This is a genomic window from Desulfosporosinus sp. FKA (genome assembly GCF_002196785.1).
In the GTDB taxonomy this organism is placed as follows: Bacteria; Bacillota; Desulfitobacteriia; order Desulfitobacteriales; family Desulfitobacteriaceae; genus Desulfosporosinus; species Desulfosporosinus acididurans.
Genome location: NZ_NAHZ01000029.1, coordinates 92,796 through 114,312, shown reverse-complemented (window position 1 = coordinate 114,312; position 21,517 = coordinate 92,796). Strand labels below are relative to the sequence as shown.

Below are 21,517 nucleotides of genomic sequence, written 5' to 3'. Positions count from 1 at the left end.
AAGGATGTTCATTTTATTATGTTCAAAAGTATGAGACGCAATTTGAGTTTAATTGTGCTACCCTTAATCAGCCTTTTCTTACTTACGGCCTGCGCAGTTCCGGGTCAAAATACAACCCAACCTGTGCAGCAACCCACTTCGTCAGTCTCTTTAACCACTCCAAAGCTGCGAATTTCAGCTGCTGCTGATTTGGCGCTGGCCTTCAAGGAAATCGCTGCTCAATTCGAGAAGGAGACTGGCATTCCTACTGAGATAACTTTTAGTTCGACAGGAACCGCTGCCCTGCAGATTGAAAACGGAGCACCTTATGATGTCTTTGCGGCTGCAGATGAGTCTTATCTTAATAAGCTGAGTAAAGAAGGTTTCATCTTAGCGGCTACTCAACAACTCTATGCCCAAGGTAGGATCGGTATTGCCACTTTAAAAGGGAATAATATAGAAATTAAAGAGTTAAAGGATTTAGCGGATAATCCAAAGGTGAAAAAAATAGCGATTGCAGATCCGTCGCACGCCCCTTATGGCAAAGCCGCCAAACAGGCGTTTGAACATCAAAATCTATGGGATAAAGTCCAAAGTAAAATGGTTTACGGTCAAAATATTCAAGATACCCTAGCAATCCTCAAATCGGGAAACGTTGATGCTGCTATTATTTCTCTCTCGATCTACAAACCAGACGAAGTCAATTTTACGATGATTGATCCTTCTTGGTACGAGCCACTCAATCAAGCTATGGCTATCTTAAAAACGACGAAACAGGAAGAAAATGCTCGTAAATTTGTGGCTTATGTCAACGGGGAAAAAGGTCGTGTGGTCATGAAAAAATATGGATTCTTGCTCCCCGACGAGATTGCAAAGAAATAAAGTCTCTGAAAGTGGTTGGTAACGATGAGGATATCCGATTTATTTCCTCTTTATCTTTCCTTATATCTGGCATTGACCGCCACCTTGTTCGGTCTTCTGATAGGTTTGCCTATCGCTTGGTTCTTGGCACACAGCAAATGGAAAGGACGCGAGGTTCTCGATTCACTAATCAGCATCCCGATGGTCTTGCCACCAACCGTTCTCGGCTACTACTTACTGATCATCCTAGGCCGGAATAGTTGGCTTGGAAAACTAGCGGAACGACTGGGAACCCCTCTGGTATTTACAACCCGTGGAGCGATTATTGCGGCAACCGTTGTTTCAATACCATTTTTCATTAAAACAGCCCGTTCAGCCATCGAAGGGATTCCGTCAAATCTTTTGGATGCCGCCCGCGTCCTTGGAAGAACAGAACTCAGTATTTTCTTCTTCGTTATAATTCCTAACGCATGGAGAGGAATCGCTACCGGACTTGTGCTCATGTTTGCCCGGGCTTTGGGGGATTTTGGAACGACGCTCATGGTCTCTGGTGGCATACCAGGTGAAACGTTGACCATGCCTATTGCCATTTACAATTCCATGCTCGCCGGAGATCAGTCGACCGCCAATCTACTTGCATTAATTATGGCAGGTACCGCTCTACTGGTGTTGATCCTGATCAATATACTCAATCGACAGGTGGGGAGGAGAGGAAATCGATGATAGAAATTCGAATGTCTAAAACCTTGGAGCTCTTCTCTCTTCAAGTGCATATTGATCTGTCTGAGGGTTCCTCCTTAGCCTTAGTGGGGCATTCCGGATGCGGAAAAAGCATGACTTTGCGCATGATCGCTGGCCTGGAACAACCGGATGAAGGGTATATTAAAGTTGGGGACACAGTTTTCTATGATTCCAGCGAACGCACCTTTATCCAGGCTTACCAACGTCACGTCGGGTTCCTTTTTCAAAATTATGCTCTTTTCCCGCATCTCACGGTGGAGCAAAATATCGCTTTTGGCCTAAATCATTTAAGCAGACTGGAAAGACGGGATAAAGTCCATTCCATGATGGAACGGCTGAGGCTCATAGGATTGGAGAAATCCTATCCCCAATACATCTCTGGCGGACAGCAACAGCGGGTGGCCATGGCTAGGACACTTGTCACAGACCCTGCTTTGCTTCTCTTAGATGAACCCTTTTCCGCTTTAGATAGCCAAGTGAAAAAGAAGTTGGAAAAGGAAGTCATCGATGTAAGAAATGCTTTCTCCGGCACGATGATTCTAGTGACTCATAGCTTGGAAGAAGCGTTCCGGCTGTGCTCTACCATTGCCGTCATGGACAATGGTAAGATTATTCAGTTAGGCACACAGGACAAAATAATTCACCAGCCTGTTAACCGTACAGTAGCCCGGCTTACCGGGACAGAAAACATTTTTGACGGAACAGTAACCAAACGGAATGGTAAAACAGCCAAACTCTGGGTAGAAGAATTAGGCTGTCATCTTACCATTCCTAATACTCTAAAGCAAAACGACCTTTCCATGGGGATTCGGCCCGCTCGCCTAATTGTAGAGCAGGCGTATTTCACACGAAAGGAGGACTCAGTCAATAGTTTCTCTGGGCGAATCGTTCAAAACATTCCTACTCCTGATGGGCAAATTGTGTTTATACAGTTAATCAGGCAGCCAACTTCTCTTACTAATAACTTGGTGCACAGTCAACGTGACTATGATCTTCAGGCATATGTCCCGTTAAATCACGGAAGGTCTGATAACCTTGTGTTTCAACTTGGAGACCCCTGTCAAGTCATTTTTCCCATTTCCGAGATCGTGCTATGGCCTCAGTAAAGATCTTCACCTCCTAAATTTGTAAACAAGGATTAAAAATCCCTGCGGTTTTTGTCCGATATCTTACTTAGATTACAATAACTCTCCAAATTTTCTTACAAAAAGCGTTTAAATAATTTGAGCTAGTGCCATATAGGTAACTATTGTTGCGATTAGCCACGGGAGATAGATCAAAGGCAATGAGGACATCTTAAGATAACTCCCCACGGGTGTGAACGGTATGCTGGTTCCCACCGCGATAGCCAAATGGTAAGGAGCAAAACGGGTTTTGAGGCACGGCTTTGAATAAACGGTATTTTTTGGTACGAATCATATGGATCACTAGCGTTTGGAACCACAGACTTTCAATAAACCAACCTGCATTAAAGAGTGCCACAAATCCAGTCTGCGCATCGATCATCCATATTTTTCCATTGGATGGACAGGTAAGAAATATCGTATATCAGATTGAGGAAGAGAATTTGAATTGACAGCATAATAAACGTGTCTTAGAAAATGCCGTTCGAAGGTTTCCCAAACCCCGACCGTCAATCCTTTTATCACAGTACCTCCCTCACTTTAATACCAACCTTAAATATAAACGCCACCTCAACCATGGATTGCACTTCCACGCCATCAACGAACCTACAGATTCGAACTTTCTTCTTGTGCCAGGCTTCCGAGTAAAGTTATCAAAAACTCCCCCTTACTATCGTCGAGCGTATTGACATTTTCCTTTTCAAAAAAATAACTACTCCCTTCTCCTCGAGCTGACGAACATATTTCAAAGTATCGAGAGTATTCCGAGCAAAGTCAACTTTTTGACCAGTTCAGTCGCCGTAAAATATAGTTCCAGTTAAAGCATATCTATTTGTGTATTTATCTCGATTACTCTCAATATTGCCTTTCGATTTGGCTCTTTCAACCATCAATTCCTGAACTTTTTCAAAATCATCTCGGCTAATTATGGCTGGCTGACTATCTTTCACATAGTACATTGGGGCTTCGCCATTATTCTTCTTCCTATTAAAATAGGCCCGTTGTAATGGTTTTTTGCAGGCGGGCGTCACCACAGTATTTTTCGTTCTCAAGAATATCTAGAATGCTTGATTCGGCCCATTTAACATTCTCTCCAAGTGTAGGACATGATAGCTCTGTATTGAGTTGATAGCAAGTTAATTGTTTTTCGTAAAGGTTTTCCTTATCTACGGCTTCGAATTCTGTATTTTATCGATTTCAAGTATAGTAATTGTTCATTTTTTTAATATGAACATCTTTTCCACATACGCTTTATTTTTATAAGTATATCTTGATACGATTCAAGCAATTTTCTTAACGTCGAAGTATATATAAAAGCTGTCATTATAATATAAAGACCATGAAGTTTTGAACGGGTTAGGAGCCCGGAACAATCCTCCATGGTAAGCGTAAATAGTCCCCTCCTTCATAAAGAGGACAACTTTACGCTATTTTTTGCTTAACACTTTGGAGGGATTGTTTAGACAACGGTAACTGATCGTTTCTCATCTAAATTCTTTATTTTAGTTCCACAACATCAAAAAGGTACCAGCTGAAATAAGGATACCTGCTATTAAAGTTTTTATAGAGAATTGCTCTCCTAAAATAAAAAATGACAAAATCAGGGTGATAACAATACTCGATTTATCAATGGGGGCAACCTGTGATACTGGTCCTAACGATATTGCTTTATAATAAAATAGCCACGATAACCCTGTTGCCAACCCGGACAATAAAAGAAATGTCCAATTCTGCCTTGTTAGACTCGGAATTCCATTGAGTCCACCACTGACGCCGGCAACAATCCATGCTAAAAAAACAATGACAACTGTACGAATTGCGGTTACGAGGTTTGAATCTACCCCTTTAATACCTAGTTTGGCAAGAATTGCAGTAAGAGCAGCAAACAAGGCCGATAAAATGGCATATATCTTCCACATACTCTTTCCCCCTTTATTGCTAAATTAAGAAGTTCAAGATTATCTGTCAGCAAAATCAAAGTACTAATACAAAGTAAATTTCTTATACGTTACGAAATTAATGAAACTAACGATATTAATTAAATTAACAAAATTGATTTTTTTGCATAAACAGTAAATAGAATAGTAGTTAGGAGGGGCGTATCAAATGAACCTTTACGACATGACAAAAAGACTATGGGATTATTTAATAAATAAAACCATATGCCCTGAGGGTTTTTGGAAGAAGTTCATTGTAAACTTATATACTTAGACAATCCTTTAATTCCATAATGATATCCTTATGAAACGGTAGAAAAAAATGAACCAAATTCTAGGTTTCAACATACTCTGTTCTACGATAAAGTTAACTCAAAAAAGATTAGCAGTTTCAATGATTGTCATTTAACTATTATTTTCTTATAATCCAAAAAGTATTGCATTCGGATAGTTTTTAAACTATAGTGATTAATGAAGTAGGTAATTACCTTTTTGGATTACCAACTTGCGATGGGGCTCGCTTTGCATAATGCTAATGGCTCCTACTGAAACTATCTCAGTAGGGGTCTTTTAATTTTATCAAAAAAGGAGGATACGATGCAAAGTTTTTTAGTTATTGCTTTAGGTGGTTCTTTGGGAGCAATGTCCCGATATGGTCTTGGCTTATGGATATCTACTAAATGGGGCCAAAGTTTTCCGTTAGGTACTTTTATCATCAATATAACCGGAGCCTTTTTATTAGGATTCCTAAATATATTGTTTATAGAAAAATTAACCGTCAGCCCGTTATGGCGTTTAGGAATTGGTATAGGTTTTTTAGGTGCATATACTACATTCTCGACGTTTGGTTATGAAGTAATTATGTTATTAGAAGGAGGTGGGTATATAACAGCAGGATTATATACTTTATTATCGATAATTATTGGGTTTGCTGGATCTGCTCTGGGTGTAGCACTAGCTCGTTTACTGTAGTAAAATATGATAACTAATCATTTTAGTGACAAAAATGCCTTGAGGGGAGGTATTGTAAAATGTTAGGTAAAGCAAGACTTCTTAAAGTATATATGGGCGAAAGCGAACGGTATAAAAATAAACCTCTGTATCAGTATTTAGTCCATTGGTTTAAAGAAAAAGGGATTGGCGGCGTAACGGTGAGTCGAGGTATCGAGGGTTATGGTCAGGACAAAATTCTCCACACTGCCCGTTTTTTGGAGTTATCTTCTGATTTACCGATGATACTGGAAGTTATTGACGTTCCTGAAAAAATTGATCCCCTAATTCCGGAGGTTTGTTCAATCGTACCAAAAGGCTTAGTATTTACAGCTGATATTCAGGTTTATAAGCACGGAAAAGAGTAGTAGCATTCAGAACAATAGCCTTATTCCCGACCTATTGACAATATTATTTGTCAGCAAATATAATGAACACAGGACGAAAAATAAAAATGATGATGGGGCTCGTCACAGCATTATTTTTTAGCAACATGTCGTTTTGCCTATTGGCTAATAGCTCCTACCTCAATGCGGGGTAGGAGCTTATTTATGTCCAAGCCCTTCCCTCACAATTGGGAAGGGCTTTTTAAATATATAAAAATCTAGGAGGTGTCAAATATGGACCCAACCTTTTGGATAGCATCCCAATGGATTCTCCTAGCCCTAGTAGCAAGCCTTCTTTCCATCCGCCTAGGAATTTCTGTAGCACTTGTGGAAATTGCTGTTGGTGTAATCGGTGGAAACTTAATGCATCTTGAAATTACAAATTGGGTCAATTTCCTTGCAGGTTTCGGAGCAGTCGTGCTTACATTTTTAGCAGGTGCCGAAATTGATCCGCATAGTTTAAGGGATAACCTTAAACCAAGCATTATCATCGGCTTCCTCTCTTTCCTACTCCCGTTTCTCTTAGGCATAGGCGTGGCGTATTTTGCCCTAGGATGGAATATTAATGCCGCCAAAATTACAGGGATTGCCTTATCCACGACTTCTGTTGCTGTTGTTTATGCCGTCATGGTCGAGAGTGGCCTCTCTTCAAGTCGCTTTGGGCAAGCAATTTTAGCAGCTTGCTTTGTCACAGACCTTGGAACTGTACTCGCTTTAGGCTTACTCTTTACAGGTTTTTCTATTAAGTTTCTAGGTTTTGCTGTAATTCTTACCCTTGCAGTATTTATCGCTACTCCGATAGCTTCCCGGATTTTCAAACTATATAATGGGAAAGTCAGTGAACCGGAAATTAAATTTGTCTTTCTTATTCTTGCTTTATTGGCTTTCCTAGCGGTTTATTCCGGCAGTGAGGCCGTCTTACCGGCCTACATCATCGGAATGGCTATGGCTGGATTTTTCCTCCAATATAAAGAGACTCTGCATAAAATGCGAGCCATAGCTTTTGTCGCTTTTACCCCATTTTATTTCATCAAAGCAGGAGCTTTAGTCTCACCAAAAGCTCTTGTCGCCTCCTTTGGGCTTATTATCATTTTACTCGTTGTCAAAGTTGCAGCCAAATTCATCGGCGTCCTACCGGCTACTAGAATTTTTGAATATAACAACCGTGACGGCATGTATACAACGTTATTGATGAGTACCGGATTAACGTTTGGCTCCATCTCTGCCTTGTATGGTCTAACGAATCATTACATTACAGATGCTCAGTACAGTGCCATCATTGCGGTCGTCATTCTTAGCGCTGTAATCCCAACCATGATCGCCCAACGATTCTTCTTACCAAGTTCTGAAAACAACTCAAGTGAATCTAAGAACGAGATCAACGCAATACCCAAAAGAATAAGGGAGGAATTGCCACATGAAAATTCGTAAAATTCTTGTAGCCTTTGATGGTTCTGCAAGCAGCAAAAAAGCTTTTCGTGATGCAGCCGATCTAGCCATTACGCTTAACGCTAAGATTACTATACTTTCGGTTATCCATGTTCCAGATTTTAGCCCAAGCATAGATGAGATCGCGGAAACGGTCGATGAGGCTGAGAAACACTTACATCCCCTTCTTAACGAACTTAAAGATTTTGGACAACAAAACGAACTGCAGATTAAAACGGTCGTTAAACGCGGACACGCCGCAGAAACAATTATTAAATATGCTTCGGATAATGAAATTGACCTAATAGTTATGGGAACCAGAGGCTTAGGCGGATTTAAAAAAATGCTAATCGGTAGTATCGCACAAAAAGTTGTTAGCTACTCCAATACTCCAGTGATGGTAATTCGACAATAGTTAATAATCATTTGTTATCAAAATACTATAGCGGCAATACTAATGGCTCCTAGTTATTTAGGAGCCATTGATCACCTATACCTTCCCAAACACCTTGGGCACTGGAAAAGTTATCTATCAAAATTACGTCCATTACTATTTTCCCACATTTCACCATCCACGACTATATATTTACCTTTAGTTAACATACGATTTATCTCCGGGAGCACTGCATTAATTCGATCAGCCTGATCTAAACATTCCAGAATAATAGGATAGTCTCCATGAATCGGCCAAAAATGGTTATCCTTAATAATACCATTTGGGCCCACTCCCATTCGGCCACGTATTACAGTGACAACTCCGATATTCTTTTCTCGCAATAACTGGGTTAAAGCAACATATAATGGTTTTCCTCTCCAGCGGTCATTCTCATGGATATAGATACATACTAATTTTGCAGTTTTTGGACTTTTCACCAGACACACCTCCTCAATGGCGTGCAATTGGTTTAAGAAATGTCCCACTCCCAAAATCTTTAGCCTGTTTACCCTTCTTCATCCGCTAATTAATTAGCCTTGTGATTCTTGTCCAAATGAAATAAATTATGATTATAGCTACATCAACACAATTATTCTGGCGTGCTTGTCTAATCTGTATTATTTCTTTCAATCTCATGATTAGTTTATGGTATAAAGTCATAAATGGTGAAAAATTTTAGAAATCTTTTTTAAGAAGTCTTCGCTCTAAGTAAGGTAAGCGGAGTCTATTTTGCATCACTGCAACTTCAATAATTGAGGCAAGATTACGTCCCGGACGAACCGAGACGGAGATTTTGGGAATCGTGATCCCTAAAATCTCCTGTGTGAGTGGAGGTTCAATACCTAAACGATTGATGATTTTTATCTTTCTGCCATTCTTGGGGTAATACCAGCGTAGCTGATACCATCTACAAAGTAAATGTATTTTTAGAGTATTCTATAGATACATAAGAAAATCTTCGTATTATGAAGATACATTAAGATCTGAATATAAAAATAAATCATACGTTGATAACGTTGATCATATAAAGCAAATATGAACAATTTTACTTGAAATCGATCGAATACAGTAATATAATACTAATGAACTAAATAACACTCGGTAGGTGAGGCTACCGCAGGGATACGGATTGCTGCCGCGGAGTAGTGGAGACACTATGAGAAGGTTAGCAGGATATGTCGAAACCAAGGCATATTCTAATGCAATTTCATCGCCTTGCGAAGCTAAAGCTTGAACGATGTCATACACTATTTTTATGTGTGTATGTAACTTGGGTAATATTCCCTTGCCATTGTTCATGCTTTGGCAAGGGATTTTTGCATTGGTTTATCAATATTTAAACTATCTGAAATTATTTGGAGGTGAGAGGAATGGACGAAGGAAGTAGTGGGGACATGAAACCTGACGGGCGAAGTAAAAAGAGGAACCGGTCCCAAAGTAATGATTACGTAGTCTTCGTTCTGTTCCTCTGCCGAAAATCTAAAATAATGATTTAAGCACACAGCTGCCAAAATTCAATTCAATGATTTGAGCACACTTTGCTTACGTGTTTTATGTCTTTACTTCCTAAGTTATTGGGCTACATGAAATTGTAGTCAGCTGTCTAACAGCTAAACTAAAATTTTAGGAGGTTAAGACCATGAAAAAAGTAATTCAAACTATACAAAGTAATGTATCCCCTATGTCTGAAAAATTGCTTGCATCCAGTAAAATGGAGACAGAAACACTTTTCAAGGAAATGGTAACCTCGTATAAAGGTCTCAATGAAGAAATGGTTAACACTCTACGAGATGAGTACGGTAGTAACGAAATATCCCATGATAAGCAAGAATCTGTGCTTAAAAGAATATTCGATGCTTTCATAAATCCTTTTACCATCGTACTTTTTGTCCTAGCCGTCATTTCTCTTTTTACTGATGTTGTATTAGCAGCACCAGAGGATCGTGACCCATCTTCTGTTATTATTATCTGCGTGATGGTAACAATTAGTGGATTGTTGCGTTTTATACAAGAAACACGATCCAATAATGCTGCCGAAAAGCTAAATGCTATGGTGCATACAACCGTTGCTGTTGAGCGTGACGGTGTTGGTAGAATGGAAATACCTCTTGAAGATATTGTTCCAGGTGATATTGTTTATTTAGCTGCAGGAGATATGATTCCTGCTGACGTTCGCATACTACAAGCTAAAGACTTATTTATTAGCCAATCAGCTCTTACGGGCGAATCCGAGCCCATCGAAAAATACAGCAGCTTAGTTCATCAAACCCAAAAAGCATTGTCACGTAATCCCCTAGAGCTTGAAAATCTTTCATTTATGGGAAGTAATGTGGTCAGTGGTTCTGCGGTCTGTGTTGTGATTGCCACAGGTGATAATACCTGCTTTGGCTCCATCGCCAAATCAGTAACTGGAAAACGTGTGGAGACGAGCTTTGACAAGGGTGTAAACTCTGTAAGCTGGCTTTTAATTCGTTTCATGATGTTTATGGTTCCAATCGTGCTGTTTATTAATGGCTTTACAAAGGGTGATTGGCTCGAAGCTTTTCTCTTTGCATTATCCGTAGCAGTAGGACTTACCCCTGAAATGCTACCCATGATTGTGACAACTAATCTCGCCAAAGGTGCAGTTTCGATGTCCAAGAAAAAAACTATTGTTAAGCATCTACACTCTATGCAGAACTTTGGAGCTATGGATGTCTTATGTACCGATAAAACTGGTACTCTAACGCAAGACAAAGTTATCTTAGAACTTCATCTTAATATTCACGGCAACGAAGACGTAAGAGTTTTACGTCACGCCTTTTTGAATAGCTATTTCCAAACTGGGCTGAAAAATCTTATGGACATTGCTATTCTCGCACATTCAAAAGAACAACCCTTTTACAATCTCGGAAACAACTATGAAAAGGTTGATGAAATACCTTTTGACTTCACACGCCGCAGAATGAGCGTTGTTTTAAAAGATCGTGAAGGAAAAACACAACTTATTACCAAAGGTGCCGTAGAGGAAATGTTGTCTGTATCAAGATACGCCGAATACAATGGTAAGGTTGTGGCTCTAACTTCCGAAATCCAACAGGAAATATTAGCAACTGTTGCCAAGCTTAATGATGACGGCATGCGTGTGATTGCAGTAGCACAAAAAACGAATCCGGCCGTAGAAGGTGTATTCTCCGTTAAGGATGAAGCTGAAATGGTGTTAATGGGTTATCTTGCTTTCCTTGACCCACCCAAAGAAACAACGATGGCGGCAATTAAAGCACTTAACGAATACGGTGTAGCGGTTAAGATTTTGACAGGGGATAATGACGCTGTAACACGTTGTATTTGCAAACAAGTTGGATTATCGGTAGAGAAGCTTTTACTTGGTTCGGATATTGAAGGAATGAATGATGAACTGCTGAAATTAGAAGTAGAATCAACCAGTGTATTTGCCAAACTATCTCCACAGCAAAAAGCAAGAATTGTGACACTGCTCCGCGAGAACGGGCATACTGTAGGATTTCTCGGTGACGGTATTAATGATGCTTCTGCGATGCGTGCAGCTGATGTCGGCATTTCAGTTGATACCGCAGTTGATATTGCCAAAGAATCAGCGGATATTATTCTCCTTGAAAAAGACCTCATGGTGCTTGAAGAAGGAGTTATCGAAGGACGAAAGATCTTTGGAAACATCATTAAATATATTAAGATGACTGCAAGCTCCAATTTTGGCAACATGTTTTCGGTTTTGGTTGCAAGTGCATTTTTGCCCTTTTTGCCGATGCTGCCGATTCAAATTCTTGTCCTCAATCTGATCTATGACATTTCTTGCCTTTCTATTCCATGGGATAATATGGATAACTATTACCTGAAAATTCCGCGCAAATGGGATGCTTCCTCCATCAGTAAGTTTATGCTGTGGATTGGCCCCACAAGTTCTGTTTTCGATATTACAACGTATCTGCTTATGTTCTTTATTATTGGCCCCCATATACTGGGTGGTGCCTACCACACCCTTAACCCTGATTCTCAAACTGGATTTATGACGCTGTTTAACACAGGTTGGTTTGTGGAAAGCCTATGGTCGCAAACACTTGTGATTCACATGATTCGTACGAAGAAAGTACCTTTTATTCAAAGCCGTGCGTCTAAGCCCGTTTTGCTTCTTACCTCATTGGCTATTGCTGTAGGCACAATTATCCCGTTTACACCTATTGGTGGATACCTTAAAATGTCATCGTTACCATTAATATATTTCCCGTGGCTTATCGCTACAATTGTTGCGTATATGGCACTTGCCCAAACTATTAAAACCCTTTTTGTCAAGAAATACGGAGAGTTATTGTAAATATACACGTAACACCCTTTACTAAAACCGCAAGGATGAGAAATGCCTGCGGTTTTTCTTTACCTTATTTTGAAATGGATCTTTAAAAGTCAAGCCAACATTATCCGTCAATGATGATGTATATTAACTTCCTAATATAATTTTGGTAATAGAACTTTATAGTATTACCCTATGAAGCTGCGATTAATATGCTAAAATAAATAATAAAGCACCAATACCACCCTTTCAGGAACTGTAAAAATCTTATACTTTATAGACATATACACAAAGTGGAAGCCCATATATATTGAGGACTTCCACTTCTTTAGTTAAGATAACTGTCACTACGCTGGTATTATAAAAGAAAGTATGCAACGAAGTTATACTTTCTTCCTGTAAAAAAAAGGGCCTGAATCTCTCAAGTGGACCAGATACAGACCCTTGAACTTGAATGACTCCCCTTCCATACGAGTCTCTAACCAAACCTCAAAACAAATCAATGCGTCCCCAGTCAATTTAAACATCAGGAATAATGAGAATAGTCTACGTTAAGCGAAATATCCGGATTCACTTAACTCTTTCGCCAAGACGTCTCCGCTCTAAGTAAGTATTAAGATAATCATACACGTTTCGAATATCTTCTGTTTTCGGAAGTTTATCGACCATCCGCTCCAGGTATTTCATATCCCGAATTTTCCTCAGAGTTAAACCGTAATTTATATCTAAAACCCATGACATTCTCATCAAGATTAGATCAATAGTACTTTTTACGCCCGAATAGGAAACTCCTTTTCCTTTAAGGATTGATTCAATAACTTCAGGAGATGATTCACTACGTTCGGAAAGACTTTCAATCTCATTAATTATTTGCTTAAAAATATCCAATTTATCAGCGTCCCTGATTAATTTGCAAAACATTAAGGAATCTGTGGATAGTTCTTGAGGTAACGAATATTTGTTATGGCATCTTATAGCAGTTTCAACGATATTCTTTTCCTCGTCAGATAGATCATTTAATAATTGATTATCAGCTAAAACTTTAAGTCCCAGTTCGGCATGGTCTTCTGAAATGTCATCTCTGTAAGTACCATATTTAATAAACTGTTCATATCTTCCTACATCATGGAGTAACCCAATTAACTCAGCGATACGTAGGTTATTAGCACTCAAATCTAATGAATGTGCTATGGCTATAATATTTTCCCGAACTCGGTCAGTATGATCTATCTTGAACTGAATATTTCGATTAATTTCCGGATTTCCAGACAGAAAGCCTTGTGAGTAATGGTCGAACCAAGAATTAAGGTTTTCAAGGGTTAACTCATTCATTCTTACTACTCCTTTACGTTACTAAATTATAATTTACTAGCTTAAAATACTCTCTACTAAGAGTATACTTAGCAAAGATTAAAACGATTAAATTAATTAAAACAATCTTTTAGGTTGGCAAGCCGCGCATATTGACTTTGTGAACAAAAAAGATTACGGGACGGAGGTAGCTGTATAACCCTGTTCGAAATTGAGAATCTTACTCTTTAATTTAGGCAAAACTAAATTAAAGGAGTGATTAAATTGTCAAAGATTGATGAAATTCAAGCAAGAGAAATTTTAGATTCTCGCGGTAACCCTACTATAGAGGTGGAGATTACTCTGGCCAGTGGTTTTTCGGGAACAACCCAAATCCCTTCGGGAGCATCAACCGGAATCTATGAGGCCGTGGAATTACGTGACAATGATAAAAAGCGCTTTAACGGTAAAGGTGTATTAAAAGCAATCCGTAACGTTACCGAAATTATTGCCCCAGCTATAAAGGGTTTTGATACGGTAGACCAAAGAAAATTAGATCGGCTTCTAATAGAACTTGATGGCACCGGCAACAAATCAAAATTAGGAGCTAATGCTATTTTAGGTGTCTCATTGGCCGCAGCAAAAGCTGCTGCAAATCTTCTCGACTTACCTCTTTATCGATACATTGGTGGAACGAATGCCAAAACATTGCCGGTTCCAATGTTTAACATTTTAAACGGTGGTAAACATGCAGCTAATAATCTGGACTTTCAAGAGTTCTTATTAATGCCGGTAGGAGCCAAGAATTTTGCTGAAGCGCTGCGCATGAGCGCAGAAATATATTATGCCTTAAAAAATCTCTTAAGCGAGAAAGGTCTTAATGTTTCCGTCGGTGATGAGGGTGGCTTCGCTCCTAACTTATCTTCTAACGAAGAAGCCGTCCGGGTTATTATTGCAGGTATCGAAGCAGCAGGCTACCGTCCAGGTGAGGATCTCTTTATTGCCATGGATCCGGCGGCAAGTTCCTTTTACCAGGATGGAAAGTATATTATTGCCAGTGAGAATAGAACATTGGATGCAGGAGAAATGGTGGATTTATATGAACAATGGGTAGCGAAATATCCGATCATTTCAATTGAAGATGGTCTAGCCGAAGATGACTGGGAAGGTTTTCACGAGCTAAATAAGCGCTTAGGCCATAAGATTCAGATTATGGGCGATGATATCTTCGTTACGAACCGAGAACGTCTCGCTAGGGGTATTAAAGAAGGTAGTGCCAACTCCATTCTGATTAAGCTCAACCAAATCGGAACTTTAAGCGAAACGATGGATACTGTTGAAATGGCACAAAAAGCTGGTTTCACGACCGTTATCTCTCATCGTTCAGGAGAAACGGAAGATACTACAATTGCTGATTTCGCAGTGGCTGTCAACGCTGGGCAACTAAAGAGCGGAGCCCCGGCGAGAACAGAAAGAGTAGCAAAATACAATCGGCTAATGAGAATCGAAGCGGATCTTGGCCAAGCGGCTTTATTCCCAGCTCATAATACATTCTACAATTTACCTAGCAGCTTTGAGCATTTTAGGAAGTAGTCTTTTACAACAGTTCCCACCACATTATCTATTTAATATTTTTCCATAAAATAGATAGTGTGGTCAGGAAACATGTGAATAAATGTACTCTCGTGTCCACGGGAGTTCGTTATTGGGGCCTTTAGTAAATATAAATTGATGTACATCAATATTCCCGGAATGAAATGAAGCAGCACATGCGTTTAAATAAAGGCGCCACATTCTAATAAAAGTTTCATCTTTATTACCTCGGATAATGGGTAATGCTTTCTCAAAGTTTTGAGCCCAATGTTCTAAGGTACGTGTATAATGATTCCTTAAACTCTCTACATCGAGCAAATAAAGATTGAAATCTTCCATAAACCTAATAAGTTCTGATACACGGGGAATATATCCTCCGGGGAAAATATACTTCTCAATCCATGAATTCGTTCCTCTTCCGTCTCTACCTGTTATAGAGTGAAGCAAAGAAATACCTCCCTCCGTAAGTAACCTTTGAACTGTAGCAAAATATTCTCCTAGATGTTTTTTACCGACATGCTCCAGCATCCCTACACTGACTATCCGATCAAAAGTCTGATTTTTAAGCTCACGGTAATCGAGTAATTGAACATCTACCAAATTGTATAGACCTTCATTGTTGATTCTTTCCCAGACTTTATCATTCTGCTCCTGACTAAGCGTAATTCCTAAAGCCTTAACACCGTATTTTCTTGCAGCCGTAATAATTAATTCTCCCCAGCCACAACCAATATCCAATAAACGTTGCCCTTGCTGAAGATTAAGCTTACGTAAAATATGATCTATTTTATTTTTCTGAGCCTTCGTTAAGGTATCTTCTGGGTGCCTAAAATATGCACAAGAATATGTCATAGTATCGTCAAGCCATAATTGATAAAAATCATTTCCAATATCGTAGTGAAACTGAACATTTTCTTTGCTTCTTTTAAGACCATTAGAAAGAAATCGGGCAAGTTTTAAAGAGGTTGGATTTCGATGTAAAAAACTATCGTTGTTGTTATACAGCAATTCAACGACATTCCGAACGCTTCCCTCGATTTGGATTTTACCGATGGTATAAGCTTCTCCGAAAGCTAAAGAAGAATCTCCAATGATCTCTGATTTAGGAATAGGCTCCCGCAAAATAATTTTGAATTTCCCATCACCATCACCATACCGTTCGGACTCACCGTCCCAATATTCCACAACGAAAGGATCAGTAAATAGATTCTTAAAGAGATTCTTGTAAAACACCTTGTCTAAATCCATAATTTCCACCTTTCTTTCAATGCTCTTCCTCATAACAAATATTACATTTAAAATGGTTATGGTAAAAAAATTCTTAACCCCAATTTATCGTAAAAACACAAAATGACCCCTACTTTAAAGTAGGAGCCATCAGCATTAGCCTTTATAAGGTGAGCCCCATCACCTAAACTACATTTTGTTACTATTAGTCATCTAAATAGACCTAACGAGTTTCATATTATTTTAAAACGGCTCCCAGATTAGCAGAAGTTACAAGTCGAGCATAACGGGCTAAATAACCGCTTTTCACCTTTGGTTCAGGTTTAATCCAATAAGATCTTCTTGCCTGAAGTTCCTCTTCGGTAAGATTTACGTTTAACTGACGTTTAGGGATGTCAATGGAAATTAAATCTCCATTCTGAACCAGGGCCAAAGGACCTCCATCCATCGCTTCCGGAGAAACGTGCCCAATACAGGCTCCTCGGGTGGCCCCGCTGAATCGGCCATCTGTGAGTAAAGCGACACGCAGACCCATTCCGGTAATAATAGCGGTAGGATTAAGCATCTCTTTCATACCCGGTCCGCCTTTCGGCCCTTCATATCGAATAACAACGACATCGCCGTCAATAACCTGATGCCCAATAATAGCTTCTATAGCCTCGTCCTCAGAATTAAAAACTTTTGCAGGGCCTGAAAATACTAACATATCTTCAGCAACGGCACTTTCTTTGATAATTGCCCCGTCTGGAGCAAGATTCCCATTTAAAACAGCAATTCCACCCGTTTGGCGATAGGGTGCTTCAACACTTCTTATGATACCCTCTTGTTTGATTGAGGAATTTGCCAAACGTTCAGTAACTGTACCACTGACAGTCAAAGCGTCACCATGGATCACCCCCAATTTGGAGAGTTCCTTCATAACAGCAGGTATTCCGCCCGCTTCATTGAGATCTTGCAAATGGTGGGTTCCGCCGGGACTTAATTTTACGATATAGGTTACTTTAGAACTAATTTCTTCAAATAGACTCAGAGGAAGATTAATTCCAGCCTCATAGGCTATAGCTGTCAAATGCAAAACGCTATTTGAGGAGCCGCCGATCCCCATATCGACAGCGATAGCATTTTCAAAAGACTGTTTCGTTAAAATATCACATGGTTTTAAGTCTTTCCGTACTAACTCAACCGCTAAGGCCCCAGCTTTTTTAGCTAACATTCTGCGGGCACCTGTATAAGCAGCCGGGATCGTTCCGTTACCTGGTAAACCCATACCTAAAGCCTCTGTTAAACAGTTCATCGTGTTCGCAGTGAATAGCCCTGCACACGAACCACAGCCTGGACACGCAGCCATTTCCATGGATTGCAAATCTTCCTCGGTAATCTTACCGGCTTCAAACTTTCCGGCCGCTTCAAACATATTACTGACGCTAATATCTTGTCCTTGATAGCGCCCGGCCAGCATTGGTCCTCCGCTCACTACGACAGTAGGGATATTTAGACGAGCAGCAGACATCAGCATTCCGGGAATAATTTTGTCACAATTAGGTATCATTACCAGGCCATCAAAGCCATGAGCAGATGCCATAGCCTCAATCGAATCAGCGATTAATTCTCGACTTGCTAATGGATACCTCATACCATCATGCCCCATTGCAATTCCATCGCAGATCCCTATAGACGGAAATTCAACAGGAGTACCTCCGCCGGAGGCTACTCCTAACTTGACGGCCTCGGTTATATCGCGCAAATGAATATGCCCTGGAATAATGTCGTTAAACGAATTTACAATACCAATCAATGGTTTCTCCAAGTCTTCCGGAGAATACCCCATGGCATAGAATAGAGCCCGATGAGCAGTTCTAGTAGAACCCTTTTTAACGATATCACTTCTCAATCTAAGTTCCTTCCTTCTTTCTTAATTATTATTTACGTTAATGATATAACCAAGATGAATAAAGTTATTTTATTGAGAATTACTTCAAGATGCGGATTGTAAATTTAGATTAACGATAATTGCAATTAGATAAAGTATATGATAATTTAAATTTATATGCAACGATAGTTACAGAAAGGACGATGGCTTTAGTTATGGAGGAATGGCTATTATTATCATACAAAGTTCCGCCCGAGCCTTCCAGTAAAAGGGTTTCTATATGGCGCAAGATTAAAAATTGTGGTGCTATTTATATTCAAAATGGTGTTTGTATGCTTCCTAAAAATGATGAACATCAACGGCAATTTAAAATTATCCAAAACGAGATTATAAGTATTGGGGGTGAGACACTATTACTTGAAACAGTTGGACTTGATAAAAAAGAAGAAGACAATATTATTACACGCTTCAATGAAGAAAGAAATGATCAATACCAGGAGTTTTTAGATAAATGCGCTGATTATAGAGCAGAAATAATCAAAGAAACTGAAAATAAGCATTTCACCTATGCTGAGCTTCAAGAAAACGATGAAGACCTTAAAAAGCAAAAGGGTTGGTTAGAAAAAATAAGGAAATTGGACTTTTTTGGTGCACCGTTACTTGCTGATGCGGAAAAACAACTCCTTATCTGCGAACAGATGTTAGAAGAGTTTGCCCAGCATGTTTTCAATGCCGAGGGACAGTAGTGTTAAGTCCCTCGGCCGTGTTTTTAAAAAAGAAGTCTACATTTCCTCGTTAACCTTAGCGGTTTGTACAGCAAGAGCTACGCAAGCGCCGACGATCGGATTGTTCCCCATACCGATAAAGCCCATCATGTCAACATGCGCTGGAACAGAACTTGACCCCGCAAACTGAGCATCCGAATGCATCCGACCAAGTGTATCGGTAAAACCGTACGAGGCGGGACCTGCTGCCATATTATCAGGATGCAGGGTTCTGCCAGTACCACCTCCGGAAGCTACTGAGAAAAAAGAATGATGATTTTCTATAGCCCATTTTTTAAACGTTCCTACAACCGGATGTTGAAAGCGCGTGGGATTCGTTGAGTTTCCGGTAATAGATACATTGACTCTTCGAGCTTTCATAATGGCTACCCCTTCATCCACCGAGTTAGCGCCGAAGACTTTTACAGCTTGTCGTTTATCCGTAGAATAGTGTTTCTCATTCATGACAATCAGTTCATTTTTGGGAAAATCATAGTCCGTTTGAACATAAGTAAATCCAGTCATCCTCGCGATAATCTTCGCTGCGTCTTTTCCAAGACCAATCAAAACAACCTCTAAGGGTTCCTTACGCGCCAAATCAGCATATTTGGATACGCCCAAGGCCCCTTCAGCTGCCGCAAATGATTCATGTCCTGCTACAAACGCAAAAACCTTCGTCTGCTCATCTAATAGCATTGCAGCTAGGTGTCCATGTCCCAGGCCAACTTCTCTTTGGTGAGCAATAGATCCTGGAATGGTAAATGCTTGTAAACCTTTCCCAATCAAGCGTGCGGTTTTTGTAGCATTTGAGTCTCCAGCTTTCAGGGCAAGTGCCGTTCCAAGCGTAAACGCCCAAATCGCATTGTCGAAAGCTATAGGTTGTATCTCCCGTATGGTTTGTTCAACATCAACCCCTTGTTCAAGGGTATAATTTTTCACTTCTCCAAGATCTCTCATTTCCAGTAGTTTGAGCACTTGACCGATTCCTAGTTGACGATGTTCATATCCAGAAAACACGAATATACCCCCTTAAGCTTTTCTCGGATCAATTATTGTAACAGCTTCACGAAATCTGCCATATACATCCGTAGCTTTCTCATAAGCACTATCGGGTGTTAAGCCGTCACGGATTAATGCCATCATTTTTCCTAGGTTAACGTACTTATAGCCGATAATTTCTTCGTCAGCATCTAAGCCTAGCTCCATGACATATCCTTCTGTCAATTCCAAATAACGGGGACCATATTGCCTTGAACTATAAATGGTGCCTACTTGTGAACGCATAAATTTACCTAACTCCTCGGAACCTTCCCCAACCGGAATCCCACCCAAAGAGAAAGCGGTTTGGCTTCTTCCATAAGCCAGTTGTAAAAAGAGTTCACGCATCGCTACATTAATTGCGTCACATACCAAATCCGTGTTTAAGGCTTCCAGCAGAGTTTTGCCGGGGAGAATTTCTCCTGCCATAGCAGCGCTTTGCGTCATACCGGAACAACCAATGGTTTCAACCAAGGCTTCTTGAATAATCCCATGTTTCACGTTTAAGGTTAGTTTACAAGCCCCTTGTTGGGGAGCACAAGCCCCTATGCCATGGGTAAGGCCATTTAGGTCTTTAATTTCTAAGGCCTTAGTCCATCCACCTTCTTGAGGAATCGGGGCAGGACCGTGAATAGCGCAACTGGAAACTTTTTCTCGCATAATAGTTTCTCCTCTCTCCCTAACATTAACGAAGTCAACAATCTGTAATGGGGTAATCATTGATTAGTCTCATTTCGCCATTAAAATATAACAATCATCTGTGAATCATGCCTCCTAAAAATGAACAAGCTCCTACCGGATATTTCAGTCCGGTAGGAGCCATTAGCATTCCAGCATTCGGTGAGCCCCATCACCTAAAATTTTTCTTTTTTATTCTACCGTTTAATATAAAAAAATACAAGGTAAAATTCAATGTTAATCGGGCACAAACGTCTCTTCAGAAAACAAATAGTTCCTAATGACTTATTTATAAGAACTTCAACATAAATCTAAAAATCCCGCATATTCCTACAGCAAGTAGGACAGGCCCATGAGACTCATCAATGCCTCATGGGTATTGTTTTTTTATAAAAGGTAACGATAGGTTGTAGCAGAAACACGACAAGGAGATCAATCAATGGAATCAGATATACAAGCCGATACTTTACACGCCTGGGGTACGAAGGACAAGATAGAACAAAGATTATTGGTTGGAATGCATGGAACACCGGAATTGAAACACAGCGAGAAAATACAGTATCTTGGAGAATTTCGGGAACGTATTATCAAATGTCTAACTAAAAAACAGGCCGCTCAAACTTTTATATATTCTGAAATTGAGGATGCATTGAAACATCCTCAGGCAGAAAAAATGCTTATCGATGGCGAATTAAGCCCTCAATTTACCGATAAATATATTCAACTCGCCCGACAAATAGGAAAACCCTATACCTTGATTCATGATCCTGAACTTAAAGGGGAAACAGGAGTAGTTGTAGTGAGTAAAGATGCTGTTGACGTCGACGATATTGAGATAAATGACCGGTAAGATTTGGTTATTCGAGGCT

Annotated in this window: 21 protein-coding genes, 1 pseudogene and 2 riboswitches; of the genes and pseudogenes, 11 read left to right on the top strand and 11 right to left on the bottom strand. The window is 39.8% G+C overall.

The features are described from left to right. Window positions 1–18 precede the first annotated feature (18 nt). Genes modA through B5771_RS13340 form a run of 3 tightly spaced genes read left to right on the top strand, consistent with a single transcriptional unit; the run spans window position 19 to window position 2,687 of the window. Window positions 19–861 (top strand): molybdate ABC transporter substrate-binding protein, encoded by an 843-nt coding sequence (gene modA / locus B5771_RS13350; RefSeq protein ID WP_088187962.1) that lies wholly within the window; start codon window positions 19–21, stop codon window positions 859–861. Between the two features lie 24 nt (window positions 862–885). Further along, a complete protein-coding gene (modB, locus tag B5771_RS13345) occupies window positions 886–1,563 on the top strand; it encodes a molybdate ABC transporter permease subunit (RefSeq protein ID WP_088187961.1) in 678 nt (225 codons plus the stop codon). Continuing rightward, a complete protein-coding gene (locus tag B5771_RS13340) occupies window positions 1,560–2,687 on the top strand; it encodes an ABC transporter ATP-binding protein (protein WP_088187960.1) in 1,128 nt (375 codons plus the stop codon). The genes modB and B5771_RS13340 overlap by 4 nt, the downstream gene beginning before the upstream one ends. Before the next feature lie 190 nt (window positions 2,688–2,877). On the opposite strand, the gene B5771_RS13335 is transcribed toward B5771_RS13340, so the two are convergent. The 4 genes and pseudogenes from B5771_RS13335 to B5771_RS13325 all read right to left on the bottom strand — a co-directional run bounded on the left by B5771_RS13335 (window position 2,878) and on the right by B5771_RS13325 (window position 4,624). Beyond that, entirely contained in the window at window positions 2,878–3,087 is a 210-nt protein-coding gene (locus B5771_RS13335; RefSeq protein WP_140417735.1) for a hypothetical protein, read from the bottom strand. A gap of 227 nt (window positions 3,088–3,314) precedes the next feature. Continuing rightward, window positions 3,315–3,478: pseudogene (locus B5771_RS24830) on the bottom strand (recombinase family protein); the annotation flags it as partial. An 18-nt stretch (window positions 3,479–3,496) separates the two neighbouring features. Next, entirely contained in the window at window positions 3,497–3,736 is a 240-nt protein-coding gene (locus tag B5771_RS24330; RefSeq protein ID WP_348982954.1) for a recombinase family protein, read from the bottom strand. Window positions 3,737–4,207: 471 nt separating this feature from the next. Continuing rightward, window positions 4,208–4,624 carry an EamA family transporter gene (locus B5771_RS13325; RefSeq protein WP_088187958.1) on the bottom strand — a complete coding sequence of 139 codons (417 nt, stop codon included), beginning with the start codon at window positions 4,622–4,624 and terminating at the stop codon, window positions 4,208–4,210. Between the two features lie 615 nt (window positions 4,625–5,239). Here B5771_RS13325 and crcB point away from each other — a divergent pair. The 4 genes from crcB to B5771_RS13305 all read left to right on the top strand — a co-directional run bounded on the left by crcB (window position 5,240) and on the right by B5771_RS13305 (window position 7,861). Further along, window positions 5,240–5,614, top strand: coding sequence for a fluoride efflux transporter CrcB (gene crcB / locus B5771_RS13320; protein ID WP_088187957.1), 375 nt, complete (start codon window positions 5,240–5,242; stop codon window positions 5,612–5,614). Between the two features lie 59 nt (window positions 5,615–5,673). Beyond that, window positions 5,674–6,000 (top strand): DUF190 domain-containing protein, encoded by a 327-nt coding sequence (locus B5771_RS13315; RefSeq protein ID WP_088187956.1) that lies wholly within the window; start codon window positions 5,674–5,676, stop codon window positions 5,998–6,000. A 252-nt stretch (window positions 6,001–6,252) separates the two neighbouring features. Further along, the gene (locus B5771_RS13310) at window positions 6,253–7,449 is read left to right on the top strand and encodes a cation:proton antiporter (protein WP_088187955.1); all 1,197 of its coding nucleotides are present in this window, start codon (window positions 6,253–6,255) and stop codon (window positions 7,447–7,449) included. After that, window positions 7,436–7,861, top strand: a complete 426-nt coding sequence (locus B5771_RS13305; RefSeq protein WP_088187954.1) for a universal stress protein — start codon at window positions 7,436–7,438, stop codon at window positions 7,859–7,861. The genes B5771_RS13310 and B5771_RS13305 overlap by 14 nt, the downstream gene beginning before the upstream one ends. 110 nt (window positions 7,862–7,971) lie before the next feature. On the opposite strand, the gene B5771_RS13300 is transcribed toward B5771_RS13305, so the two are convergent. Beyond that, a complete protein-coding gene (locus B5771_RS13300) occupies window positions 7,972–8,319 on the bottom strand; it encodes a DUF190 domain-containing protein (RefSeq protein WP_172408269.1) in 348 nt (115 codons plus the stop codon). A 238-nt stretch (window positions 8,320–8,557) separates the two neighbouring features. Next, a complete protein-coding gene (locus B5771_RS24825) occupies window positions 8,558–8,683 on the bottom strand; it encodes a hypothetical protein (RefSeq protein WP_242966842.1) in 126 nt (41 codons plus the stop codon). Between the two features lie 289 nt (window positions 8,684–8,972). Then, window positions 8,973–9,132, top strand: a riboswitch (M-box (ykoK) riboswitch). 431 nt (window positions 9,133–9,563) lie between these two features. On the opposite strand from B5771_RS24825, the gene mgtA reads away from it, so the two are divergent. Continuing rightward, window positions 9,564–12,212 (top strand): magnesium-translocating P-type ATPase, encoded by a 2,649-nt coding sequence (gene mgtA / locus B5771_RS13290; protein ID WP_348982953.1) that lies wholly within the window; start codon window positions 9,564–9,566, stop codon window positions 12,210–12,212. Between the two features lie 546 nt (window positions 12,213–12,758). On the opposite strand, the gene B5771_RS13285 is transcribed toward mgtA, so the two are convergent. Beyond that, window positions 12,759–13,520, bottom strand: coding sequence for an HD domain-containing protein (locus tag B5771_RS13285; protein ID WP_088187951.1), 762 nt, complete (start codon window positions 13,518–13,520; stop codon window positions 12,759–12,761). A gap of 243 nt (window positions 13,521–13,763) precedes the next feature. On the opposite strand from B5771_RS13285, the gene eno reads away from it, so the two are divergent. Further along, a complete protein-coding gene (gene eno, locus B5771_RS13280; protein ID WP_088187950.1) occupies window positions 13,764–15,071 on the top strand; it encodes a phosphopyruvate hydratase in 1,308 nt (435 codons plus the stop codon). A 63-nt stretch (window positions 15,072–15,134) separates the two neighbouring features. Here eno and B5771_RS13275 read toward each other — a convergent pair whose 3' ends face one another. Together B5771_RS13275 and ilvD are read right to left on the bottom strand one after the other, a co-directional pair. Continuing rightward, a complete protein-coding gene (locus B5771_RS13275) occupies window positions 15,135–16,319 on the bottom strand; it encodes a cyclopropane-fatty-acyl-phospholipid synthase family protein (RefSeq protein ID WP_088187949.1) in 1,185 nt (394 codons plus the stop codon). 113 nt (window positions 16,320–16,432) lie between these two features. Then, a riboswitch (Fluoride riboswitch) is annotated at window positions 16,433–16,492 on the bottom strand. Between the two features lie 44 nt (window positions 16,493–16,536). Further along, on the bottom strand, window positions 16,537–18,189 hold the full coding sequence (gene ilvD, locus B5771_RS13270; protein ID WP_088187948.1) for a dihydroxy-acid dehydratase: 1,653 nt from the start codon (window positions 18,187–18,189) through the stop codon (window positions 16,537–16,539). Between the two features lie 119 nt (window positions 18,190–18,308). Between ilvD and B5771_RS13265 the strand changes: the two genes are divergently transcribed. After that, a complete protein-coding gene (locus tag B5771_RS13265; protein WP_207652699.1) occupies window positions 18,309–18,914 on the top strand; it encodes a Chromate resistance protein ChrB in 606 nt (201 codons plus the stop codon). 36 nt (window positions 18,915–18,950) lie between these two features. Here the strand turns inward: B5771_RS13265 and B5771_RS13260 are convergent, their stop codons facing one another. Beyond that, window positions 18,951–19,955 (bottom strand): GGGtGRT protein, encoded by a 1,005-nt coding sequence (locus B5771_RS13260; RefSeq protein WP_088187947.1) that lies wholly within the window; start codon window positions 19,953–19,955, stop codon window positions 18,951–18,953. Between the two features lie 6 nt (window positions 19,956–19,961). Then, window positions 19,962–20,630 (bottom strand): hypothetical protein, encoded by a 669-nt coding sequence (locus B5771_RS13255; protein WP_088187946.1) that lies wholly within the window; start codon window positions 20,628–20,630, stop codon window positions 19,962–19,964. 457 nt (window positions 20,631–21,087) lie between these two features. On the opposite strand from B5771_RS13255, the gene B5771_RS13250 reads away from it, so the two are divergent. Then, window positions 21,088–21,498 (top strand): YueI family protein, encoded by a 411-nt coding sequence (locus B5771_RS13250; protein WP_088187945.1) that lies wholly within the window; start codon window positions 21,088–21,090, stop codon window positions 21,496–21,498. Window positions 21,499–21,517 lie beyond the last annotated feature (19 nt).

Coding starts and splice junctions, on each gene's coding strand:
- modA (WP_088187962.1), top strand. CDS start 19: ATGTTCAAAAGTATGAGACGCAATTTGAGTTTAATTGTGCTACCCTTA.
- modB (WP_088187961.1), top strand. CDS start 886: ATGAGGATATCCGATTTATTTCCTCTTTATCTTTCCTTATATCTGGCA.
- B5771_RS13340 (WP_088187960.1), top strand. CDS start 1,560: ATGATAGAAATTCGAATGTCTAAAACCTTGGAGCTCTTCTCTCTTCAA.
- B5771_RS13335 (WP_140417735.1), bottom strand. CDS start 3,087: ATGATCGATGCGCAGACTGGATTTGTGGCACTCTTTAATGCAGGTTGG.
- B5771_RS13325 (WP_088187958.1), bottom strand. CDS start 4,624: ATGTGGAAGATATATGCCATTTTATCGGCCTTGTTTGCTGCTCTTACT.
- crcB (WP_088187957.1), top strand. CDS start 5,240: ATGCAAAGTTTTTTAGTTATTGCTTTAGGTGGTTCTTTGGGAGCAATG.
- B5771_RS13315 (WP_088187956.1), top strand. CDS start 5,674: ATGTTAGGTAAAGCAAGACTTCTTAAAGTATATATGGGCGAAAGCGAA.
- B5771_RS13310 (WP_088187955.1), top strand. CDS start 6,253: ATGGACCCAACCTTTTGGATAGCATCCCAATGGATTCTCCTAGCCCTA.
- B5771_RS13305 (WP_088187954.1), top strand. CDS start 7,436: ATGAAAATTCGTAAAATTCTTGTAGCCTTTGATGGTTCTGCAAGCAGC.
- mgtA (WP_348982953.1), top strand. CDS start 9,564: ATGTCTGAAAAATTGCTTGCATCCAGTAAAATGGAGACAGAAACACTT.
- B5771_RS13285 (WP_088187951.1), bottom strand. CDS start 13,520: ATGAATGAGTTAACCCTTGAAAACCTTAATTCTTGGTTCGACCATTAC.
- B5771_RS13275 (WP_088187949.1), bottom strand. CDS start 16,319: ATGGATTTAGACAAGGTGTTTTACAAGAATCTCTTTAAGAATCTATTT.
- B5771_RS13255 (WP_088187946.1), bottom strand. CDS start 20,630: ATGCGAGAAAAAGTTTCCAGTTGCGCTATTCACGGTCCTGCCCCGATT.
- B5771_RS13250 (WP_088187945.1), top strand. CDS start 21,088: ATGGAATCAGATATACAAGCCGATACTTTACACGCCTGGGGTACGAAG.